Consider the following 16956-nt stretch of genomic DNA (forward strand, 5'->3'; position numbering starts at 1 on the left):
CGAATTCGATCGCGTTCTTCTTCAGCCATCCATGAAAGAATTTGTAAGACAAGATCCGCAATGAATGTCCCTAAGCTGTCCTTATATTGGGTCGTATCGAGTAATGGCATATCCATCACAACAATATCTGCCTGTATGTTTTTAGTAATATCATTCCATTCGTTCAAAATTTCTTCTTTGTTCCGACCAAACCGATCAAGTGAGTGAATATAAAGTACATCATTTTTTCGGATGATTCGTTTTAGCAATTGATATTGTACTCTTTCGAAATCTTTCCCACTTTGTTTATCCATGAAGTGACGTTTAAGACTAAAATTGTCTAGTCAAATTAAAAGCCCCTAGAATTTAGTTTTCTAGGGACTTATTCAATATTTAGTTACTCATGTCTTGTAGACCAGGACTGTGTTCATTTGGCATATCAGGCATGAAGGGTAATGGAAAACCATTCGGAGGGTCAGTGACTTCGAGGGTTCCATTGTTCCGACTAGGTGTTTGCCCTTGGAAAATTTCACTGATTCGGGTTGGATCCAATCTAAAATTGAACTGTGCATTATGGTAACCCATCTCAACAAATTTTCTACATTCAGGGTACTTGTTAATATCATAGTTTGGAATTGGGAAGAGTTTTCCCCAATCTACACCTAATGTTTCTAAGGCTTTAGCAAAAGCATTTTGGTGTGCATTATCTCGAACTATTAGAAACGCAAGCGTTTCGCGAAAAGTTTTATTAGAACTCATTTCATAAATACGAGTCTTTTGAAGAACACCAGTCGATTCAAGGACCAGGTTATTGAGTAAATCGGCTGCAAGATTCCCGTGTGAATACACCCAAGAACCATTCCAAGGGTTTCCTGCGGCATCGACCGGAAGCGAAGCTTGCGCTCCAATAATATAGTGATGTGGATTTGCATGTCTAACAGCGTCATCGAGTGGGGAGTTATCCATTCCAGCATTACCCGGAACTGCGGATTCACCAGAGTCGTTTAACAATTGATTGATTGTATTCTGTACAAGTTCTACGTGAGCGATTTCTTCCAAGAAAACTCCTCGAAGCAAATCTCTATATTGAGTTTCTTTGCCACGAAAGTTGGAACTTTGGAAAAAATACTGCATCATGGTTCTCATTTCCCCATAATGACCACCCAAAATCTCTTGCATCACACGTGCCGCTTCGGGATCTGGTTGATCAGGTGTAATAATATTTATTAGTTCCTCTTTGTAGTAATACAAGTATATTTCCTCTCTTCTAAATGGTTTTTTATTTATTTAAATATAGTTATGGCTTGATTTGATTTATTTTATTCTAGGAGTGAATGGTATACATTTGGAATGCAGATATTGCGATTTAGTCGTAAGAAAGGCGTTAGAGAATTTAGTACACGTGCAATTATGAGCGGTTTCGGTGTTTTGGAAGAGAGATGTATACACGAGGTGCAAAGAGTTGGTGAAGATGATGTTGAATTAGAAATATTCAATCCTGATTACGATTAATGAATTGAAAAATACGAACATTACTTGAATTGGGAATAAATTGAATTACCAAGCAAAATGAAAGCCACCATATTGATATGACCTTGAACTTATTCCTATTCTTTTTTAATCTTTTCTACTATTTCCATTTTGAGTACTTTCATCAATTGCGGAAGTACCTTCCTTATACTCATTATTAATAGTAGGTGAAGAGGATTTTACAGGATCTCCATAGGCTGTATCGGTAGTTGGATCTTTCTTTTTCTTGCTAGCACTTGCATTCGTGTTCATGTTTTGATGTGTCATTTGTGTAGAACCTCCTATCTAAATGTCCAAATAAGCCTAAAAATGTTAGTCAAATATCGCTAAAGGAGAAAACCACCGATATCATCCCTGTAACCTTATAGTCTCCAATAACGCGCTTGTTATGCATCTTAAATGAGATTTTTAAACGCAGACCGTAAATCAACGAGAGTTATTTTCACCCCACAAGTTAAATTCACCGAGGGATGGGCGGAGTAGTCGAAAGGCCGGAGATTACTTCAAATGCTTATCTATTACTAACGGTTAGTTGAACAAGAATACCTATGCCTAGATTTGGGCGCTGTTTAAGAATAATGTTGATATTGATAACTATCCGAAATCTCACTAACAATAAAGTAAGATTTCGGAGACAATGATATCGATGCAGGGCGAGTTTTAGAAGAAGGAAATTTGTGGGGATAATCTAGTAGTTTCCTTCGTTTTAATAATTCAGCCTGCTCGCTAGGAAGATCAAAAATGATTATGTTCTTGTTTGCTGATGTAGAAGGTCGACTTTTTTATTCCTAAATTAGGTGTACAAGACACTCCCTCTGAATAAGATACATAAATATCAAGTTAACGGGGGACTAGAACATGAATTCAATATTTACTTATATCTTTTTAGGGATATCCCTAGCCGCACCAATTGGGCCTGTTAATGCTGCTCAATTAGATACGGGCATTAAAAATGGATTTTTTCATGCTTTGATTTTTGGTTTTGGAGCTTTAATAGCAGACATCTTGTATATGGTTATGGTTTATTTTGGTGTTGGCCAATTTATAGATTCACCTTATATGAAAATATTTCTTTGGTCGTTTGGTTGTTTTGTGCTTACTTATACGGGAATAGAAAGTTTACTAACACTTCGTAAAATCAAGGTAGATATGAAATCTGGTAAAAGAATTCGTCTTAGACAATCATTATTGTCTGGTTTTCTCGTATCACTATTGACTCCACTAACGATCCTTTTTTGGCTGGGAATATATGGATCTGTCCTTGCTGAAACGTCCCAAACTTTCCAAGCAAATCAAATAATTACATTTAGTTTCGCTATTATAGTAGGCATACTTTTATGGAATACAACAATGGCATTTTTATCAAGTGGTGCACGCAAATTCTTATCTACCAGATTCCTAATCATTATCTCCTTAGTTTCTTCCCTTTCCATGATCGTATTCGGGATATACTTTGGCATCCAGGCTTATCATACGCTATTTTGAGCTTCTTCTTTTTTCCATCTTTTACGCAATAATAAGACCACAATTGCGATAACTGAAACGAAAACTAAACTAATATAGAATCCGGGTCGACTTGTTGCGTGAAAAAGGGCACCACTTACTGCAGCGGCTACGAGAATCATTCCAATTATTCTTTTTACTTTATCAGCTTTTGTCGGCTCGATTAATCTTTGATACATAATCAAAATGAAAAACCAATTATAAAGCAACATTAATGCCGCAGCGGTGGTTATATATTCATACACTTTATCAGGTAATAATAAAGAAGTAACAATGGAAATTATAAGACCTATGGAAGTAAGCGCTATCGCGGGAAGAGGCATTTTTAATTTCTTTTTCGTTTGCTTACTGAAAATAGCAGGTGCGTCTCCCTCTTCGGATAATGTCGTAAGTATCGTAGTAACTGAAAAAAGGGAAGCCGACATCGTTGAAAATCCTGCAATAATAATAGCTGCTGTAAATACATGTGGGAAAAAATCGAGATTAAAACTGGATAAAGCCGTAACAAATGGACTCTTGTCCGCTTTAAATGAAGTATATGGTATCAGTAATAGTGCTAAAGAAAGAGCGATCACATAGATTAATCCAAGCAATCCTAACATGACTTTACCTGACTTAGGGGCATCCTCCTTGTTTCGTAAATGAATAGCCATTACCCCCATCACTTCTATACCTCCATGAGCATAAAAGGCAAACAATAGTGCACTCCAAAAGCCGAAGACTCCTTTTGGGAAAAACTCATTAATAGATTGAGGAACTTCTCCTTTTGGATTGCCATCAATTACTCCTGTAAGTACCAAAATGGCAATCACAATAAACATAAAGATGGCAGCAATTTTCATTACACCAAATATACTTTCTAATTTTCCAAATGCTTTTGCTCCAATAAAAAGAATCAGAAGTCCACAAATTGCGTAAATTAATGCAAAAATCCACAAGCGAACATCAGGAAACCAAAGTTTAGTTAAAAGGGAGATTGCCGTTAGCTGACTGCCGATTATTAATATTTCTGAGCACCAGTAAACCCAGCCACTACTAAACCCAGCCCAACGGCCGTATGCTTTTTTTGCATAAGTACGAAACGACCCTTTTTGTGGGTCTTTAGCGGACATTTTTCCGAGAGCTTCAAACACAATGTACGTTGCACACGCAGCCATTATAAAGGCTAATATAACGGAAGGTCCTGTCATTTTTATCGCAATACTTGTTGCCAAGAAAAATCCTGTTCCTATAATGCACCCTACCCCTATAAGAGATAATTGCCACCAAGCAAGATTGGCATCCTTGTTACTGTTATCGGATGTCGTTTTTTTCGCCATTTTGCACCTCCTCAAAATAATAGTTTCTCACATGACAATAAATTTATGTATGATCCTTAGAAGTTTTATTTCAAATTTAATCAGTTTATAAGTATTCATGGGCAAAGATTGTTTACAGTTGAGCAAAAATGCTTTTTCGTTATTTTTTTTAAATGCGAGTTGATATTTTTCTTTGATCTTAACCTAGATTTTCGTGATATTTGAACTTCTCCTTGTGGATTTTATATGAAGATTGAAAATGTCACGCCATTGTATTTATAACAATGATTTTTCTCCATTTATAGGCATAAAAAAAGACAATCGATGAAAGTCGATTGTCTCCTATTACTACAGACGTCTTAATGCAACATAAAAATGTCTAACTCAGCGCCAAATTCTCTCTGATAATTAGATCTTTTGAGTTTCATTTTCATCATTATTGACTCGATTATGGTTATTGTTGTCCATTCAATTTAATGAAAGTCTTTGTCCACATACCTTCCGTAGTCAGGTACAGCAATTTGATCAAAATCGTTAACGAGCTTGTTTAAATTTTCAGATAAAAATTCACCAGACATTGGCAAGCCATGCCCAGTGACTGCCGTCGATGGCTTTAGCTTTTCTAATTTAATGACTGATTCCTTAGCCGCTTTCCAATCAGTTGTTAGGTATCTTGGTGGTCCACTGATTTCCTGTTCCTGTGTTATCACTTTGTACAAGTATTCTTGCTTTACGGTAACAAATGCGTCCCCAGCAATTAGCGCTCGATCCTTCTCGCGGAATAGTGATACATGGCCCGGGGAATGGCCAGGTGTATGGATATAATTGAAATCTGGTAGATAAGGAACGGTCCCATCGGCAGGCAGTGTTTGTATATGATGCCCAAGGTCAATCGGTTCGTTTGGAAATATCGGAGACATCTTTGCTACAGCTCCACCTTCGACGGTGGAGTCCGGCTCAGGATAACTTTTCTGACCAGTCAAATACGGCATCTCCAATGCATGTGCGTAGACAGGCACATCCCAACGTTTCACTAACTCGATTATAGCTCCAACATGGTCGAAATGGCCATGTGTTAAAATAATTGCTCTTGGTTGGCTACCCGTGCCAAATCTTTCTTCGATAACAGCAAAGATTTCTTCGGCTGATTCCGGCATTCCTGCATCGACTAAAACGAAATCCCCTGTTTGCGGATCTCCTACTAAGTGGATATTAACGATTTGTATGGTAAAGCAATATAAATCGGGTAATACTTCAATTCCAACACCACTCCCAATAGAAGTAGTCGGAATGTATTTATAATCACTGCCATAATTCATTTCCTGATCCATTTTTGTATTCCTCCCATATTGATTTGAAATGCACATATTGTAGAGTGTCCAAATAAAAAGGAAGAATACCTAACCAACCGTTGTATCTCCTAATGCAGAAATAAAAATCTATTTGGATTTACGTCACTTTCAATTAAAGTGATGTAAATATTTCATTTCTACTGAAAAAGCATAACTTCCTTTATTTTGTTTCTAAGAGATTTAGCTGATTACTTCGTCATTGCCCCACAACAACATATGAGAACAATATAATAGATATCGAAGTTAAGAATGACATAATTAAAGTTCCGAAAGAAAAAGGTTTGTACGCTTATCGTGTAAAAGCTAATTGGAAACAAGGACTTCTTAATAGAAGTAAAATAAACCTTATTATGCTAACGGGTGCTGTAGTTCAACAAAAGGCTGCCTTCAAGGTAGCTTTTTCTTATTGAACTAACTCAGCAGTTTAGTGGTGCGAAATGTTCCTAGTTAAAATGGAGGATGGTTACATCTCTCTGGTAAAGGCTAGGCAGTTCCTTTCGGAACTGAAGGATTATATCGAAGAATCAAATGAAGAGGTAACGCTCGGAAGGGTTCTCTCTTAGTCGAGTAGCACTTGAATTAGTAAGAATAATCGTGTTATAAGCTCGGTGAAAAGGCGTAAGAATTTACCGTAATAGTGTAGTTTTGCTGTCGAAATCCTACCCGATGGGGTGGTGTAATTCATGATGCTTGAGTTGAATGAATATGGTGAGAATGCGAATAAACCTAAAAGAAAAGGTTAAGCTGACGAACATCTGAATGTACGGGTCTAGAACTGCGATACATAGAAATGTGTATATCACCAAATTGTGAGGTTAGATGTGGATGAGTAAGACTAACTAATATGAAAATCCATGATACGTTACAGGCGTATGAATGCTAACAGGCTTACAGGATGCACCTAAGTTCATTCTAAAATAGATATAATTCAACGTTGTAAGCTGATAACGCGGAGGGCTTACTCCCTAAGAAACGTTGGCAGGGAAAGCAATAATGATAATAGTTACTGTATAACTTGCCTTTATATCAGTGAAAGTGGTGGCACAGTACCAATGAAATGTCTAATTCACATGGAGGGATAGCCACTAGACTAATGTAGAAACACTTAATCATGTAAGGTAAACCTTTATCGGTTAATAAGGTTCTCGTAAGACTAAAAGAGGTTCATCTCACAAGGGAGGAACCGACTTATTAAAACGGAAGAATTGAGACACGGAAGGTATTCCGATATCAAAAGTGTTAATGATTAATTGAATTGAATTAGTTGGAACGCCGTATGCGGTGAAAGTCGTACTTACGGTGTGAACAGAGGGAAAAGGGAGCGATAACTTCAAACCCTTGCCTATCTGTATCAAGAAGGAGTAAAGCATTTTTTTCTTATTGGGGTCATGTCAGAAAAATTTGGGTTTACAACGTTAAGCATAAAAAAGTACCCAAACGACGCTTTGGGTACTTTAACTAACATCACTGATAATTTCTATATACGTTGCCGTAGTAAATACAGCATATAAAGCATATTTTATAAATTGATATTAAGAGATTTTAATAAATTATTTAGAATTTCTGCACTACCGTCTTGGAACATAAATAATGAGAAAGCTATCATACAAATCCCTAATAACAAAATAGTTAGTCTTTTAAAAGTATTTATTGGTCGTTTTATAAGTGCCCTGATAATTAAAAATATGCCTATAAATAATATTAGAAAATACCAAAAGCCCATAAATACTACCTTCTTTCCCATTAATTAATTTAATTCAGTATTAATAACGAATTAAGCTCTCCTAAAGTTTCTAAACCATCAGAAAAATGATTAAAAATACAACATATATCTAAATAACGTTCCCAAATAAAAGTTTGGTAATACACTAAAAAGTACAAATGTTGTTAAAACAACGTTTCATGGCTTTTTATATGAAAATTATCTATACGTTATTTTATGCACTTTCGTGGAAAGTCAACTATAACAAGGGAAGCGAATGGTAAACTTAGTTCCTTTCCCACGTTCACTTTCAATTTCCAATTTTCCTTTCATCGACTGGACTAGCTGATAAGAGATTGTTAGTCCAACTCCCGTCCCTTTGTCCTTTGTCGAGTAAAATGGTGTACCCACCTTATGGATCTGTTCTTTTGTCATTCCCATTCCAGTGTCAATTATTTCTATGAAGATTTCCCCAAGATTTGAATATAAACGAACAGTCAGTAGTCCGTTTTCTTTCATTGCCTCTATTCCGTTCTTCATGATATTTACCAAAATCTGCTTCAGTTCCGCCCTATTTCCGTTCATATGTAACAGCTCCTGGATGGAAGATTCAATGCGTATACCCTTTATATTAGAGTATGAATTGATGAGACTAACGGCATTCTTTACTTCAGCTGAAAGGTTAATGGAGCTGAGCTCTTCTGTCTGGGGTTTTGCTAACGATAAGTAATCATTAATGATGGATTGAGCATCGTTTAATTCTTTAAGTGATATGTCGATATATTTTTTATGGTTGCTATGCACTTGAGGTTCGATGCTCATCAGTTGTAGAAACCCCTGGACTGTGGTCAGAGGGTTTCTTATCTCATGGGCTACAGAAGCTGCCAATTGACTTATTACATTCAATTTGTCAGCTCTCTGGAGTTCCTGTTGGATCTGTTGATGCTTGTCCACATAATCTATGATAAAAACCACCATCAGCAAACTGATCCAGGCACCTATAAAAAAGATAATCATGAAAGTTAATTGTTCCGTCCGGTGGCTCTTATACAGATATAACATTATATGTATGACTGTTATCAAAAAAAGAAAGCTAACAACAAAGGCTTTATTTCTCAACGTGAATAATCTATACCACTGCATGAGAAGAACCAAGAGAGTGGTGATAAGTGTAAGTAAAAATGTAAAATCGAAAAAATTATTATCTATCCCATCCCCGCCGAGATAGGCCCTGTAAATAAAGGAGACAGTTGTGATTATCAAACCAGGGATTACTCCCACATAAATAAAAGAAATAATGATAGGTATGAATCTGAAATCATAGGGATAACCTTCTTCTATTTCGATGGGAAACGACATCGTCAGGCATAACATGATTAGAAGTAACAGGGACAACTTTGAGTACGGTTTTCTGCGTTTTAAATCGCTCTCATTAAAGAACAATTGGTAAATCAGTATGGGGAAAAGGACTATTAAAACCTGATCTAACACATGTGGAATATCATTCATTACGCAGCACCTGAATAAAATCGAAATCTTCAGACAAATTTAATGACAATTGCTCATGTCTAGGATAAAGTTCATCCTTTTGGGTTTCAACCTTTATTGTGGTTATTGAATCATATAAGACCATGACTATGATTTCCCCTTTACATTGTAAGTGTTTCTCCTGTTGTGTTAATTGAAGGAGTTACTAGTATACTTTTTTATTGTAATTACACAGTTAAGAGACAATTATTTAATTGATTTCTTTTCCTGTTCATTACTTAATACGACTTTCCCATAATGGTGAGACATTTCAGCACGTCCGTTATGTAGTAATTCCTCAGAACTGCCTCTTAAAATTGATAACGCTTTCAAAAAAACCATACTTCTTCTCCAATAATTTCTAACTAAATACATTATTAGATTATACCAATAAATCAGATATGTGGGAATAACCATTTATATCTTTTAGCATAATAAAAAAATAATTGTGATATACAGGAATATCTACTTATATCTTTTGGTATAAAAAATAAATTGATAGTATATTAGATTATATTTAATAGCTTTATTTACCAATTATAATTCGTTTATGTCCTGGACCTATGGTTGAGAAGTAGGTTAGAAAACAGTGTAAAGGCCAAGCATATATAGTTAGATATGTAGATGACTGTGTGCTGTTTCCAATATAAGAGTGAAGCTCAGGAATTCTTTCAATCATAAAGGAAAGATTACAGAAGTTTAACCTAGAAATAGCGGAGGATAAAACCAAAATTATTCCCTTCGGGAGGTTTGCGTAGAAAGATGCAAAACAAACGGGGAATAGAAAGAATGGATAAAGAATAACTGAAATATAGATATTCATATGATTATGGATAGTGTCACTTTTCATTTGGATTGGGGCGTGTTCAGAAAAGGACGAGTTTTGTTACACAGGATTAGAATTCCACAATCCACACGTTAAAATAAAAAAAGCATCATAATTAATAGACACCAGTCTGGATGTAAAAAAGGCATAAACAAAACTTTTCTTTTGAAAAAGTTTTGTTTATGCCTTTTTTAGTTTTATCTTCCGTTTTTAATACGATAGATACATCAGATACATCCATTGACCTTTTACTTTGATATATGTTTCATCGACTCTCCAGGAGTCATTTGTTGGCTTAAGATGACGTCGTACTCTTTTATCTAATTCCGGTCCGCATTGATGAACCCAACGCATAATCGTTGTGTGGGCCATCGATAATCCACGTTCTTCCATCATCTCCACTAAATTACGAAAGCTCAAGTTGTACCGCAGGTACCATCTCGCTGTTAACAAAATAATGTCAGGCTGATAATGTTTCCGCTTGAATAAATTTTGCTTTTCGATAAGGTCTTCTAACTTGTTCTGTACCCATTTAAGTTCAAATTCTAGACCACACCAATCAAGGTGGAGTTTTTTTGCAAAGCGTAAAAATAGGTTGGTGTATCAATGATTTGTTTAAATTCGTTATGAATTGATGGAATAGGCATAATTTCACATTTTTCAGAATTATCATTGACAATGAAAATCATTATCATTTATGATTGTAACTGTTAATGAAAATCATTATCATTTAAAAGTTTTATAGGAGGAATAATATGTCTACTTTAATCAAACAATCCATTTCCAATGAGACATTGCTTTCCATGCAAAATATCCGTGAGTCAAATGCAAGATCGTATCCGAGACGTTTACCAATAGCGATTAAAAAAGCAAAAGGTGTCGTCATAACGGATATGGACGGGAAAGAATATATTGATTGTTTAGCAGGGGCAGGTACGTTAGCTCTTGGTCATAACCATGCTGTTGTTCATGAGGCGATTCAAGAGGTGTTAATGAATAACATTCCTTTACATACATTAGATTTTACGACGCCTGTAAAAGAAGCATTTATCGATGAAGTATTTGCGATTTTACCAGAGTCATTTGCAAGGAAAGCCAAAATTCAATTTTGCGGACCAACAGGTGGAGATGCAATTGAAGCTGCACTTAAGCTTGTAAAAACAGCAACGGGTAATCGAACAATTTTTTCTTTTCAAGGAGGTTATCATGGTTCTACGCACGGCGCGTTAAGTATTAGCGGAACAACGAGTCCGAAAAAGCATATTCATGCGCTCGTGCCAGATACGCATTTTTTCCCTTATCCATATGAATATCGCTGCCCGTTTGGAATTGGTGAAAAAGGACATGAGTTTATTAGTACCTATATTGAGAACACTTTAGATGATCCTGAAAGTGGAATCGTCACACCAGCAGGAATTGTCGTTGAAATTGTTCAAGGTGAAGGTGGATCTGTACCGGCGCCGGTTGAATGGTTAAAACAATTGCGACGCATTACAAAAGAAAGAAACATTCCTCTCATTATCGATGAAGTACAAACAGGCATCGGTCGTACAGGAAAGATGTTTGCCTTTGAACATGCTGATATTGAGCCAGACGTGCTCGTATTATCAAAAGCAATTGGTGGAAGTCTACCCCTATCTGTTGTTATTTATGATAAACGTTTGGATAAATGGGAAGCAGGAGCTCATATCGGAACATTCCGAGGCAATCAACTAGCAATGGCAACAGGTAGGGCAACGCTACAATTTATCAAAGAACATCATTTACCCGAACATGCTCATAAGCTTGGGCAATATACTCAAACACAATTAAAAAACCTTCAGCAACGAGTAAAGTCGATTGGTCATGTACGCGGTCGTGGTCTTATGCTTGGTATTGAAATTGTCGATAAGACAAAGACTCCTAATTCAATTGGAAGTTACCCAGCGGACGGAGAACTGGCAAGAGCTATTCAAAAAGAATGCTTTGATCGCGGCGTCATTTTAGAAGTAGGTGGAAGGCACGGGGCAGTTATTCGCTTATTGCCACCTTTAATTGTGACAAAGCAACAAATAGACGAAGTACTTGCTTGTTTTGAAGACGCGATAAAAGCTGCTGAAAAGAAATGGGTGAAATAAAACATGAACTCGTTTGATAAATGGTTTTTATCATCAGATTCAAATGGATTAGAGAATTATCATCAGTTTATGACAAAAACAGTAAAAATAGTTGAGACTCACTATCAAAGTCTTGAAAAACCATATGAACATATTGGTACCGAGGATATCCAAAAGAATATTGAGAAATATGTAAAATTTGAATACGAAGGGAAATCATCGGATGCTGTTTTAACATCGTTGCAGCATCTGGTGATGGATCATTCGCTGCATATTTCACATCCAGCCGCAATGGCTCACTTACATTGCCCGCCTATGATACCAGCACTTGCTGCTGAAGTAATCATTTCTGCTTTAAATCAATCGATGGACTCATGGGATCAAAGTCCAGTAGCTACGTATATAGAAGACGGTATCATTCAAGAGATGATTAAAGAAATAAATTATCCTCAGTCCGCTTCAGGTGTGTTTACAAGTGGTGGAACGCAATCAAACTATATGGCATTGTTGCTAGCGCGAAATGAATATTGCGCCAAGAATTTTTCTATAAATGTAAGCAAACAAGGATTACCAATGGAAGCTAAAAAATTACGAATCTTTTGTTCAGAAAAAGCTCATTTTACGGTACAGCAATCAGCCGCTCAATTAGGGCTCGGTATGGACTCTGTTATAAGTATAAAAACGAACGAACGCTATGAAATGTGCACAGATGCTTTATATGAAGAAATTGCAAAAGTGAAGCAGCAAGGAAATCTCCCTTTTGCAGTGGTGGCAACGATTGGAACGACTGATTTTGGGAGTATAGATCCACTTGGTGAAATCTGTAAATTAACCGATAGGGAGAATATATGGTTACATGCAGATGCTGCGTACGGAGGAGCCTTACTATTTTCAAATCAACATAGTCATCTATTATCTCATCTGAAAAAAGCAGACTCAATTACGATGGATTTTCATAAATGGTTTTATCAGCCGGTTAGCTGCGGCGCATTTTTTGTGAAAAACTCTTCTATGTTTGAACATATCCAGTTACACGCTGACTATTTAAATCCAGAAGAAGATACACATTTTCATTTAGTTGATCGCAGCATTCAAACGACGAAGCGATTTGATGCATTAAAAGTATGGTTGACGTTTCAAGCAGTCGGTAAACAAGAGTTTGGTGAGATGATTGATTATACGATAAAAACGGCTAAACAAACGGCCAATTATTTACAGAAAAGAACGGACATTGAAGCACTGAATAACCCTGTTATGAACGCGATTGTATTTCGCTATCAACCGAAGGTTATTTACATGGATGACCAAAAACAACGATTATATGAAAATGACATAAATCAGTACATTCAGCAGTTGCTCTATGAACAAGGGCAGTTGATTATGGCGAAAACAAAGTTTGAAGGAAAGTCCTATTTGAAACTAACGATGTTAAATCCGCTGATTACATTTGATGAAACCGTCAAACGGTTAGATGAAGTAATCAACCTTGGAAAAGAACTCGAAAAAAAGGAGGAGCGATTACGTGAACGATCAGTTATCGGCTAATTTCATTACGATGCAAAATATGATCAATTGCTATATTCGTGAAACAGGACAAGGTGAATGGCGAACGATAAAAGAGAAAGTGATTGAAGAAGTGTTAGTGATTGAATTGAAAAAGCAACCAGTCACACTATATTTTCCCGTAAAATATCGCTCAGTAACAGGGCGTCACTTATTTAAGCGAGAGTTAAGTTATCAAATTCATCATCATGAGATGCAAAAGCTTGATATTGTGACACTGCTATCACTGTTAATGAAAGAAATAACGGATGATTTACTACAAGTAAATGATTTAATTGTACGTGTTCTTTTAAGTTATGAAAATATGAATCTATTCATTGAAAGAAGAAAGCAAGAGTTAGAAGAGTGCTACAAGTGGGATAAAACATTTTTACAGTCAGAGCAATCTTTATTAATCGGTCATCAGCTTCATCCAACGCCAAAAAGTCGTCAAGGAATTTTACCTGAAGAAGAATCCGTATTTGCACCTGAATTAAAAGGGAAATTTCAGCTTCATTACTTTAGAGCCCATCGTTCGCTCGTTAGGGAACAATCGGCTTACAATCAGTCTGCTACAAATAAAATTAAGATGCAATTAAAGCAAGATGATACGGTACCAAAAGAATTTACTTTGCAATATTGTCAAAATGATGAGTATACGCTTATTCCGATGCATCCACTGCAAGCGCGTTTTTTACTAGGAAAAGAAGAGGTGGGCAATTGGATTCAAAAAGGGCACCTCTTATACTTAGGTCCTCACGGTGAACTCTTTTATCCAACATCATCTGTTCGTACGGTTTATAGTCCTCGTGCTGATGTAATGTATAAATTCTCGATTCCCGTTAAAATCACAAACTCTTTACGAGTAAACAAAGTGAAAGAATTGAAACGCGGTGTGGAAGTAACGAGATTACTACAGGCAAGTATAGAAAGTGAGCTACATGCTCATCATCCTGCTTTTCAAATTATTAAAGACCCGGCATATGTTACGTTAGGTGATGAAGAGCTTGGGTTTGAAGTGATGATTCGTGATAATCCGTTTAAAGAAACAGATGGAAACAATACAACGCTGTTAGCAAGCTTATGTCAAGACCACGTATACGGTGGAGCATCTCAGCTAGCAAACATCATCAATAGGATTTCTAAAAGTGAAAATCTTACAACTGAACAAGTGAGTGAAATTTGGTTTAAGCGTTACATCGATATTACGTTAAAACCAATGATGTGGCTATATACGCAAAAAGGAATTGCATTAGAAGCTCATCAACAAAATTCAATCATTAAACTAGATCAAGAGGGATATCCATTAACTTTTTATTATCGTGATAATCAAGGCTACTATTTTATGAAATCAAAAGAGGCGGAGTTGCGTGAACTGTTGTCTACATTAAATGGAGAAAGTGATACCGTATGTGAAGATGCTGTTGCTGAAGAGCGATTCCGTTATTACGTATTCTTTAATCATTTATTTGGGCTAGTTAATGCTTTTGGTGTTAGTGAGCTTATAGATGAAAAGAAGCTTTTAATACTTTTAAGAGAAGAACTTGAACAGTATCTCTCCCAAGATCATACGAAGCTTGTTTCTTCGCTGCTTGGAAATCAAGAACTTCCGTGCAAAGCGAATTTATTAACGCGTGTTCATGACATGGATGAATTAATTGGGTCTTTAGAAACACAATCGGTTTATGTGAATGTAGATAATCCATTGTATAAGATAGTTGGTGTGAAACAATGACAGCTATGTTACAAACCAACTATCCGTTTACAATAGAAGACTTTCAAGTGAAACAGGATATTACGTTTCGTCCTGTATCTTTAAAAGAAGATTTTGAACGTTTATACACATGGATGCATGAACCGCACGTAATTCCTTATTGGAAATTGAACATTGGTAGAGATGCCTATAAACAGCATCTGCAAACATTTTTAAACGATCCTCATCAACAATTATTAATTGGTGAAATCGAAGGGGTGCCGATGAGCTACTGGGAGTCGTATACGGTCGAAGGTGATGTGATTAGCAAGTACTATTCATACGATCAAAAAGATCAAGGGATTCATTTATTAATTGGAGAAACGGGTTATTTAGGTAAGGGATATATTTATCCATTGCTTTTGACTATTCTAAAGCGGAAATTTGAAATAAACGATACGAAAAGAGTAGTAGCAGAACCGGATATTCGAAATGAAAAAATGATTGCGATCTTTAAGAAATGCGGTTTTCAGCCAATAAAAGAAGTGAATTTACCTGATAAAACAGGATTACTGCTTAGTTGTGAAAGAAATGTGTTTGAAAGAAGGTGGAGTGAATGGAACAACGGAACACTTTAGACATTATTGGCATAGGGGTTGGTCCATTTAATTTAGGATTAGCAGCGCTACTTGAAAAAACAGATAGTACATATATGTGCTTTGAACAAAAGCTAAAGTTTGATTGGCATCCTGGTATGCTCCTTGAAGGAACGACCTTACAAGTGCCGTTTATGGCTGATATTGTTACAATGGTCGACCCCACGAGCCCATATAGTTTTTTAAATTATTTACATGAACATGAACGGTTGTATCAATTTTACTTTTTTGAGAAATTTCATATTCCACGTAATGAATACAATCATTATTGTCAGTGGGTAGCTAACAGTTTAGGCGGTTTGCAGTTTAACAGTGAAGTGAAAAAAATAACGCTTCATACAGAGGAAGACACGTACTATGAAGTAACGGTTCAACAAGGAGATGCCACTAAAACTTATTATAGTCGTCATGTTGTGATGGGAGTTGGGACGAAACCAATTATTCCAAAAGACTTTCAATCGATGCAAAGCGATCAGTTTTATCATTCTGCTCACTTTAAAATGAAGCGAGAGCAAACGTTGCAAGCAAAAAGTATTACGGTTATCGGTTCGGGCCAAAGTGCAGGTGAAATTGTGTACGATTTATTGCAGCAGCAAAATGAGCAGAAGTATAAATTGAGCTGGTACACACGTTCCAAAGGTTTTTATCCAATGGAATATTCAAAACTTGGTTTAGAGCATTTTTCACCGGACTATACGCGCTACTTTTATCATTTAGAACATGAAAAAAAACAGCGTGTGTTAAAAAATCAAGCGCTGCTTTATAAAGGCATTAGTTTGGAAACGATTAGTGATATTTATGAACTATTATATGAACGTACGATTGGCGGAAGAAACATTCCCATCACGATACAAGCACTAACTGAATTAACGAATATTGAACTACAAGAAGACAGTCATGTATTAACATTGTATCAATATGAACAAGAGGCTTATCAAAAAACAGTGAGTGACGTAGTGATTATGGCAACCGGCTATCAAGATACGTTGCCTCTCTTTATGGATGGAATGAAAAATCATTTGCAGTTTGATGATAATGGTCAGTTAGAAATTGATGAACAATATAAAGTCAAATTAAGTGTTGAAGGGGCTTCTTTGTTTATTCAAAACGGTGAACTTCATACGCACGGAGTAGGGGCACCTGATTTAGGTCTTGGTGCTTATCGAAACGCGGTCATAATTAATCAAATTGCCGGAAAAGAAGTTTATAAACTGTATAAGGGAACGGTCTTTCAGAAGTTTGGGTTTTAACG

General features: G+C 36.2%; 14 protein-coding genes and 1 pseudogene. 7 read left to right on the forward strand and 8 right to left on the reverse strand.

What is annotated here, in order from left to right:
* The coding region (locus tag C7437_RS14560; RefSeq protein ID WP_245909305.1) for a recombinase family protein at positions 1-293 on the reverse strand (293 nt) is incomplete at its 3' end.
* Positions 294-372: 79 nt separating this feature from the next.
* A complete protein-coding gene (locus C7437_RS14565; RefSeq protein ID WP_111440664.1) occupies positions 373-1230 on the reverse strand; it encodes a manganese catalase family protein in 858 nt (285 codons plus the stop codon).
* A gap of 108 nt (positions 1231-1338) precedes the next feature.
* Here C7437_RS14565 and C7437_RS17010 point away from each other — a divergent pair, with 108 nt between their 5' ends.
* Positions 1339-1491 carry a hypothetical protein gene (locus C7437_RS17010; RefSeq protein WP_170122385.1) on the forward strand — a complete coding sequence of 51 codons (153 nt, stop codon included), beginning with the start codon at positions 1339-1341 and terminating at the stop codon, positions 1489-1491.
* Positions 1492-1596: 105 nt separating this feature from the next.
* On the opposite strand, the gene C7437_RS14570 is transcribed toward C7437_RS17010, so the two are convergent.
* Entirely contained in the window at positions 1597-1776 is a 180-nt protein-coding gene (locus C7437_RS14570) for a hypothetical protein (RefSeq protein ID WP_111440666.1), read from the reverse strand.
* 591 nt (positions 1777-2367) lie between these two features.
* On the opposite strand from C7437_RS14570, the gene C7437_RS14575 reads away from it, so the two are divergent.
* Positions 2368-2994, forward strand: coding sequence for a LysE family transporter (locus tag C7437_RS14575; protein WP_111440668.1), 627 nt, complete (start codon positions 2368-2370; stop codon positions 2992-2994).
* On the opposite strand, the gene C7437_RS14580 is transcribed toward C7437_RS14575, so the two are convergent.
* The 5 genes and pseudogenes from C7437_RS14580 to C7437_RS14605 form a co-directional block, all read right to left on the reverse strand.
* Positions 2979-4331, reverse strand: a complete 1353-nt coding sequence (locus C7437_RS14580) for an amino acid permease (protein ID WP_111440670.1) — start codon at positions 4329-4331, stop codon at positions 2979-2981. The genes C7437_RS14575 and C7437_RS14580 overlap by 16 nt on opposite strands.
* A gap of 452 nt (positions 4332-4783) precedes the next feature.
* On the reverse strand, positions 4784-5641 hold the full coding sequence (locus tag C7437_RS14585) for an MBL fold metallo-hydrolase (protein ID WP_111440672.1): 858 nt from the start codon (positions 5639-5641) through the stop codon (positions 4784-4786).
* Between the two features lie 1978 nt (positions 5642-7619).
* Positions 7620-8873 carry an ATP-binding protein gene (locus C7437_RS14595; protein ID WP_111440676.1) on the reverse strand — a complete coding sequence of 418 codons (1254 nt, stop codon included), beginning with the start codon at positions 8871-8873 and terminating at the stop codon, positions 7620-7622.
* Positions 8874-9098: 225 nt separating this feature from the next.
* A complete protein-coding gene (locus tag C7437_RS17355) occupies positions 9099-9233 on the reverse strand; it encodes a hypothetical protein (RefSeq protein WP_281269976.1) in 135 nt (44 codons plus the stop codon).
* Between the two features lie 712 nt (positions 9234-9945).
* Positions 9946-10221, reverse strand: a pseudogene (locus C7437_RS14605) (IS6 family transposase); the annotation flags it as partial.
* Between the two features lie 251 nt (positions 10222-10472).
* Between C7437_RS14605 and C7437_RS14610 the strand changes: the two are divergent.
* The 5 genes from C7437_RS14610 to C7437_RS14630 are packed head-to-tail and all read left to right on the forward strand — an operon-like array spanning position 10473 to position 16954.
* Positions 10473-11834: an aspartate aminotransferase family protein gene (locus C7437_RS14610; protein ID WP_111440678.1), complete on the forward strand. Its 1362-nt coding sequence runs from the start codon at positions 10473-10475 to the stop codon at positions 11832-11834.
* Between the two features lie 3 nt (positions 11835-11837).
* Positions 11838-13358: a pyridoxal phosphate-dependent decarboxylase family protein gene (locus C7437_RS14615; protein WP_111440680.1), complete on the forward strand. Its 1521-nt coding sequence runs from the start codon at positions 11838-11840 to the stop codon at positions 13356-13358.
* The gene (locus C7437_RS14620) at positions 13336-15090 is read left to right on the forward strand and encodes an IucA/IucC family protein (RefSeq protein WP_111440682.1); all 1755 of its coding nucleotides are present in this window, start codon (positions 13336-13338) and stop codon (positions 15088-15090) included. The genes C7437_RS14615 and C7437_RS14620 overlap by 23 nt, the downstream gene beginning before the upstream one ends.
* Complete coding sequence (locus C7437_RS14625; RefSeq protein ID WP_111440684.1) at positions 15087-15686, forward strand: GNAT family N-acetyltransferase; 600 nt, start codon at positions 15087-15089, stop codon at positions 15684-15686. Before C7437_RS14620 ends, C7437_RS14625 begins: the two co-directional genes overlap by 4 nt.
* On the forward strand, positions 15665-16954 hold the full coding sequence (locus tag C7437_RS14630; protein WP_111440686.1) for a lysine N(6)-hydroxylase/L-ornithine N(5)-oxygenase family protein: 1290 nt from the start codon (positions 15665-15667) through the stop codon (positions 16952-16954). The genes C7437_RS14625 and C7437_RS14630 overlap by 22 nt, the downstream gene beginning before the upstream one ends.
* Positions 16955-16956 lie beyond the last annotated feature (2 nt).

Origin of the sequence: Psychrobacillus insolitus (assembly GCF_003254155.1) — a bacterium.
GTDB lineage: Bacteria > Bacillota > Bacilli > Bacillales_A > Planococcaceae > Psychrobacillus > Psychrobacillus insolitus.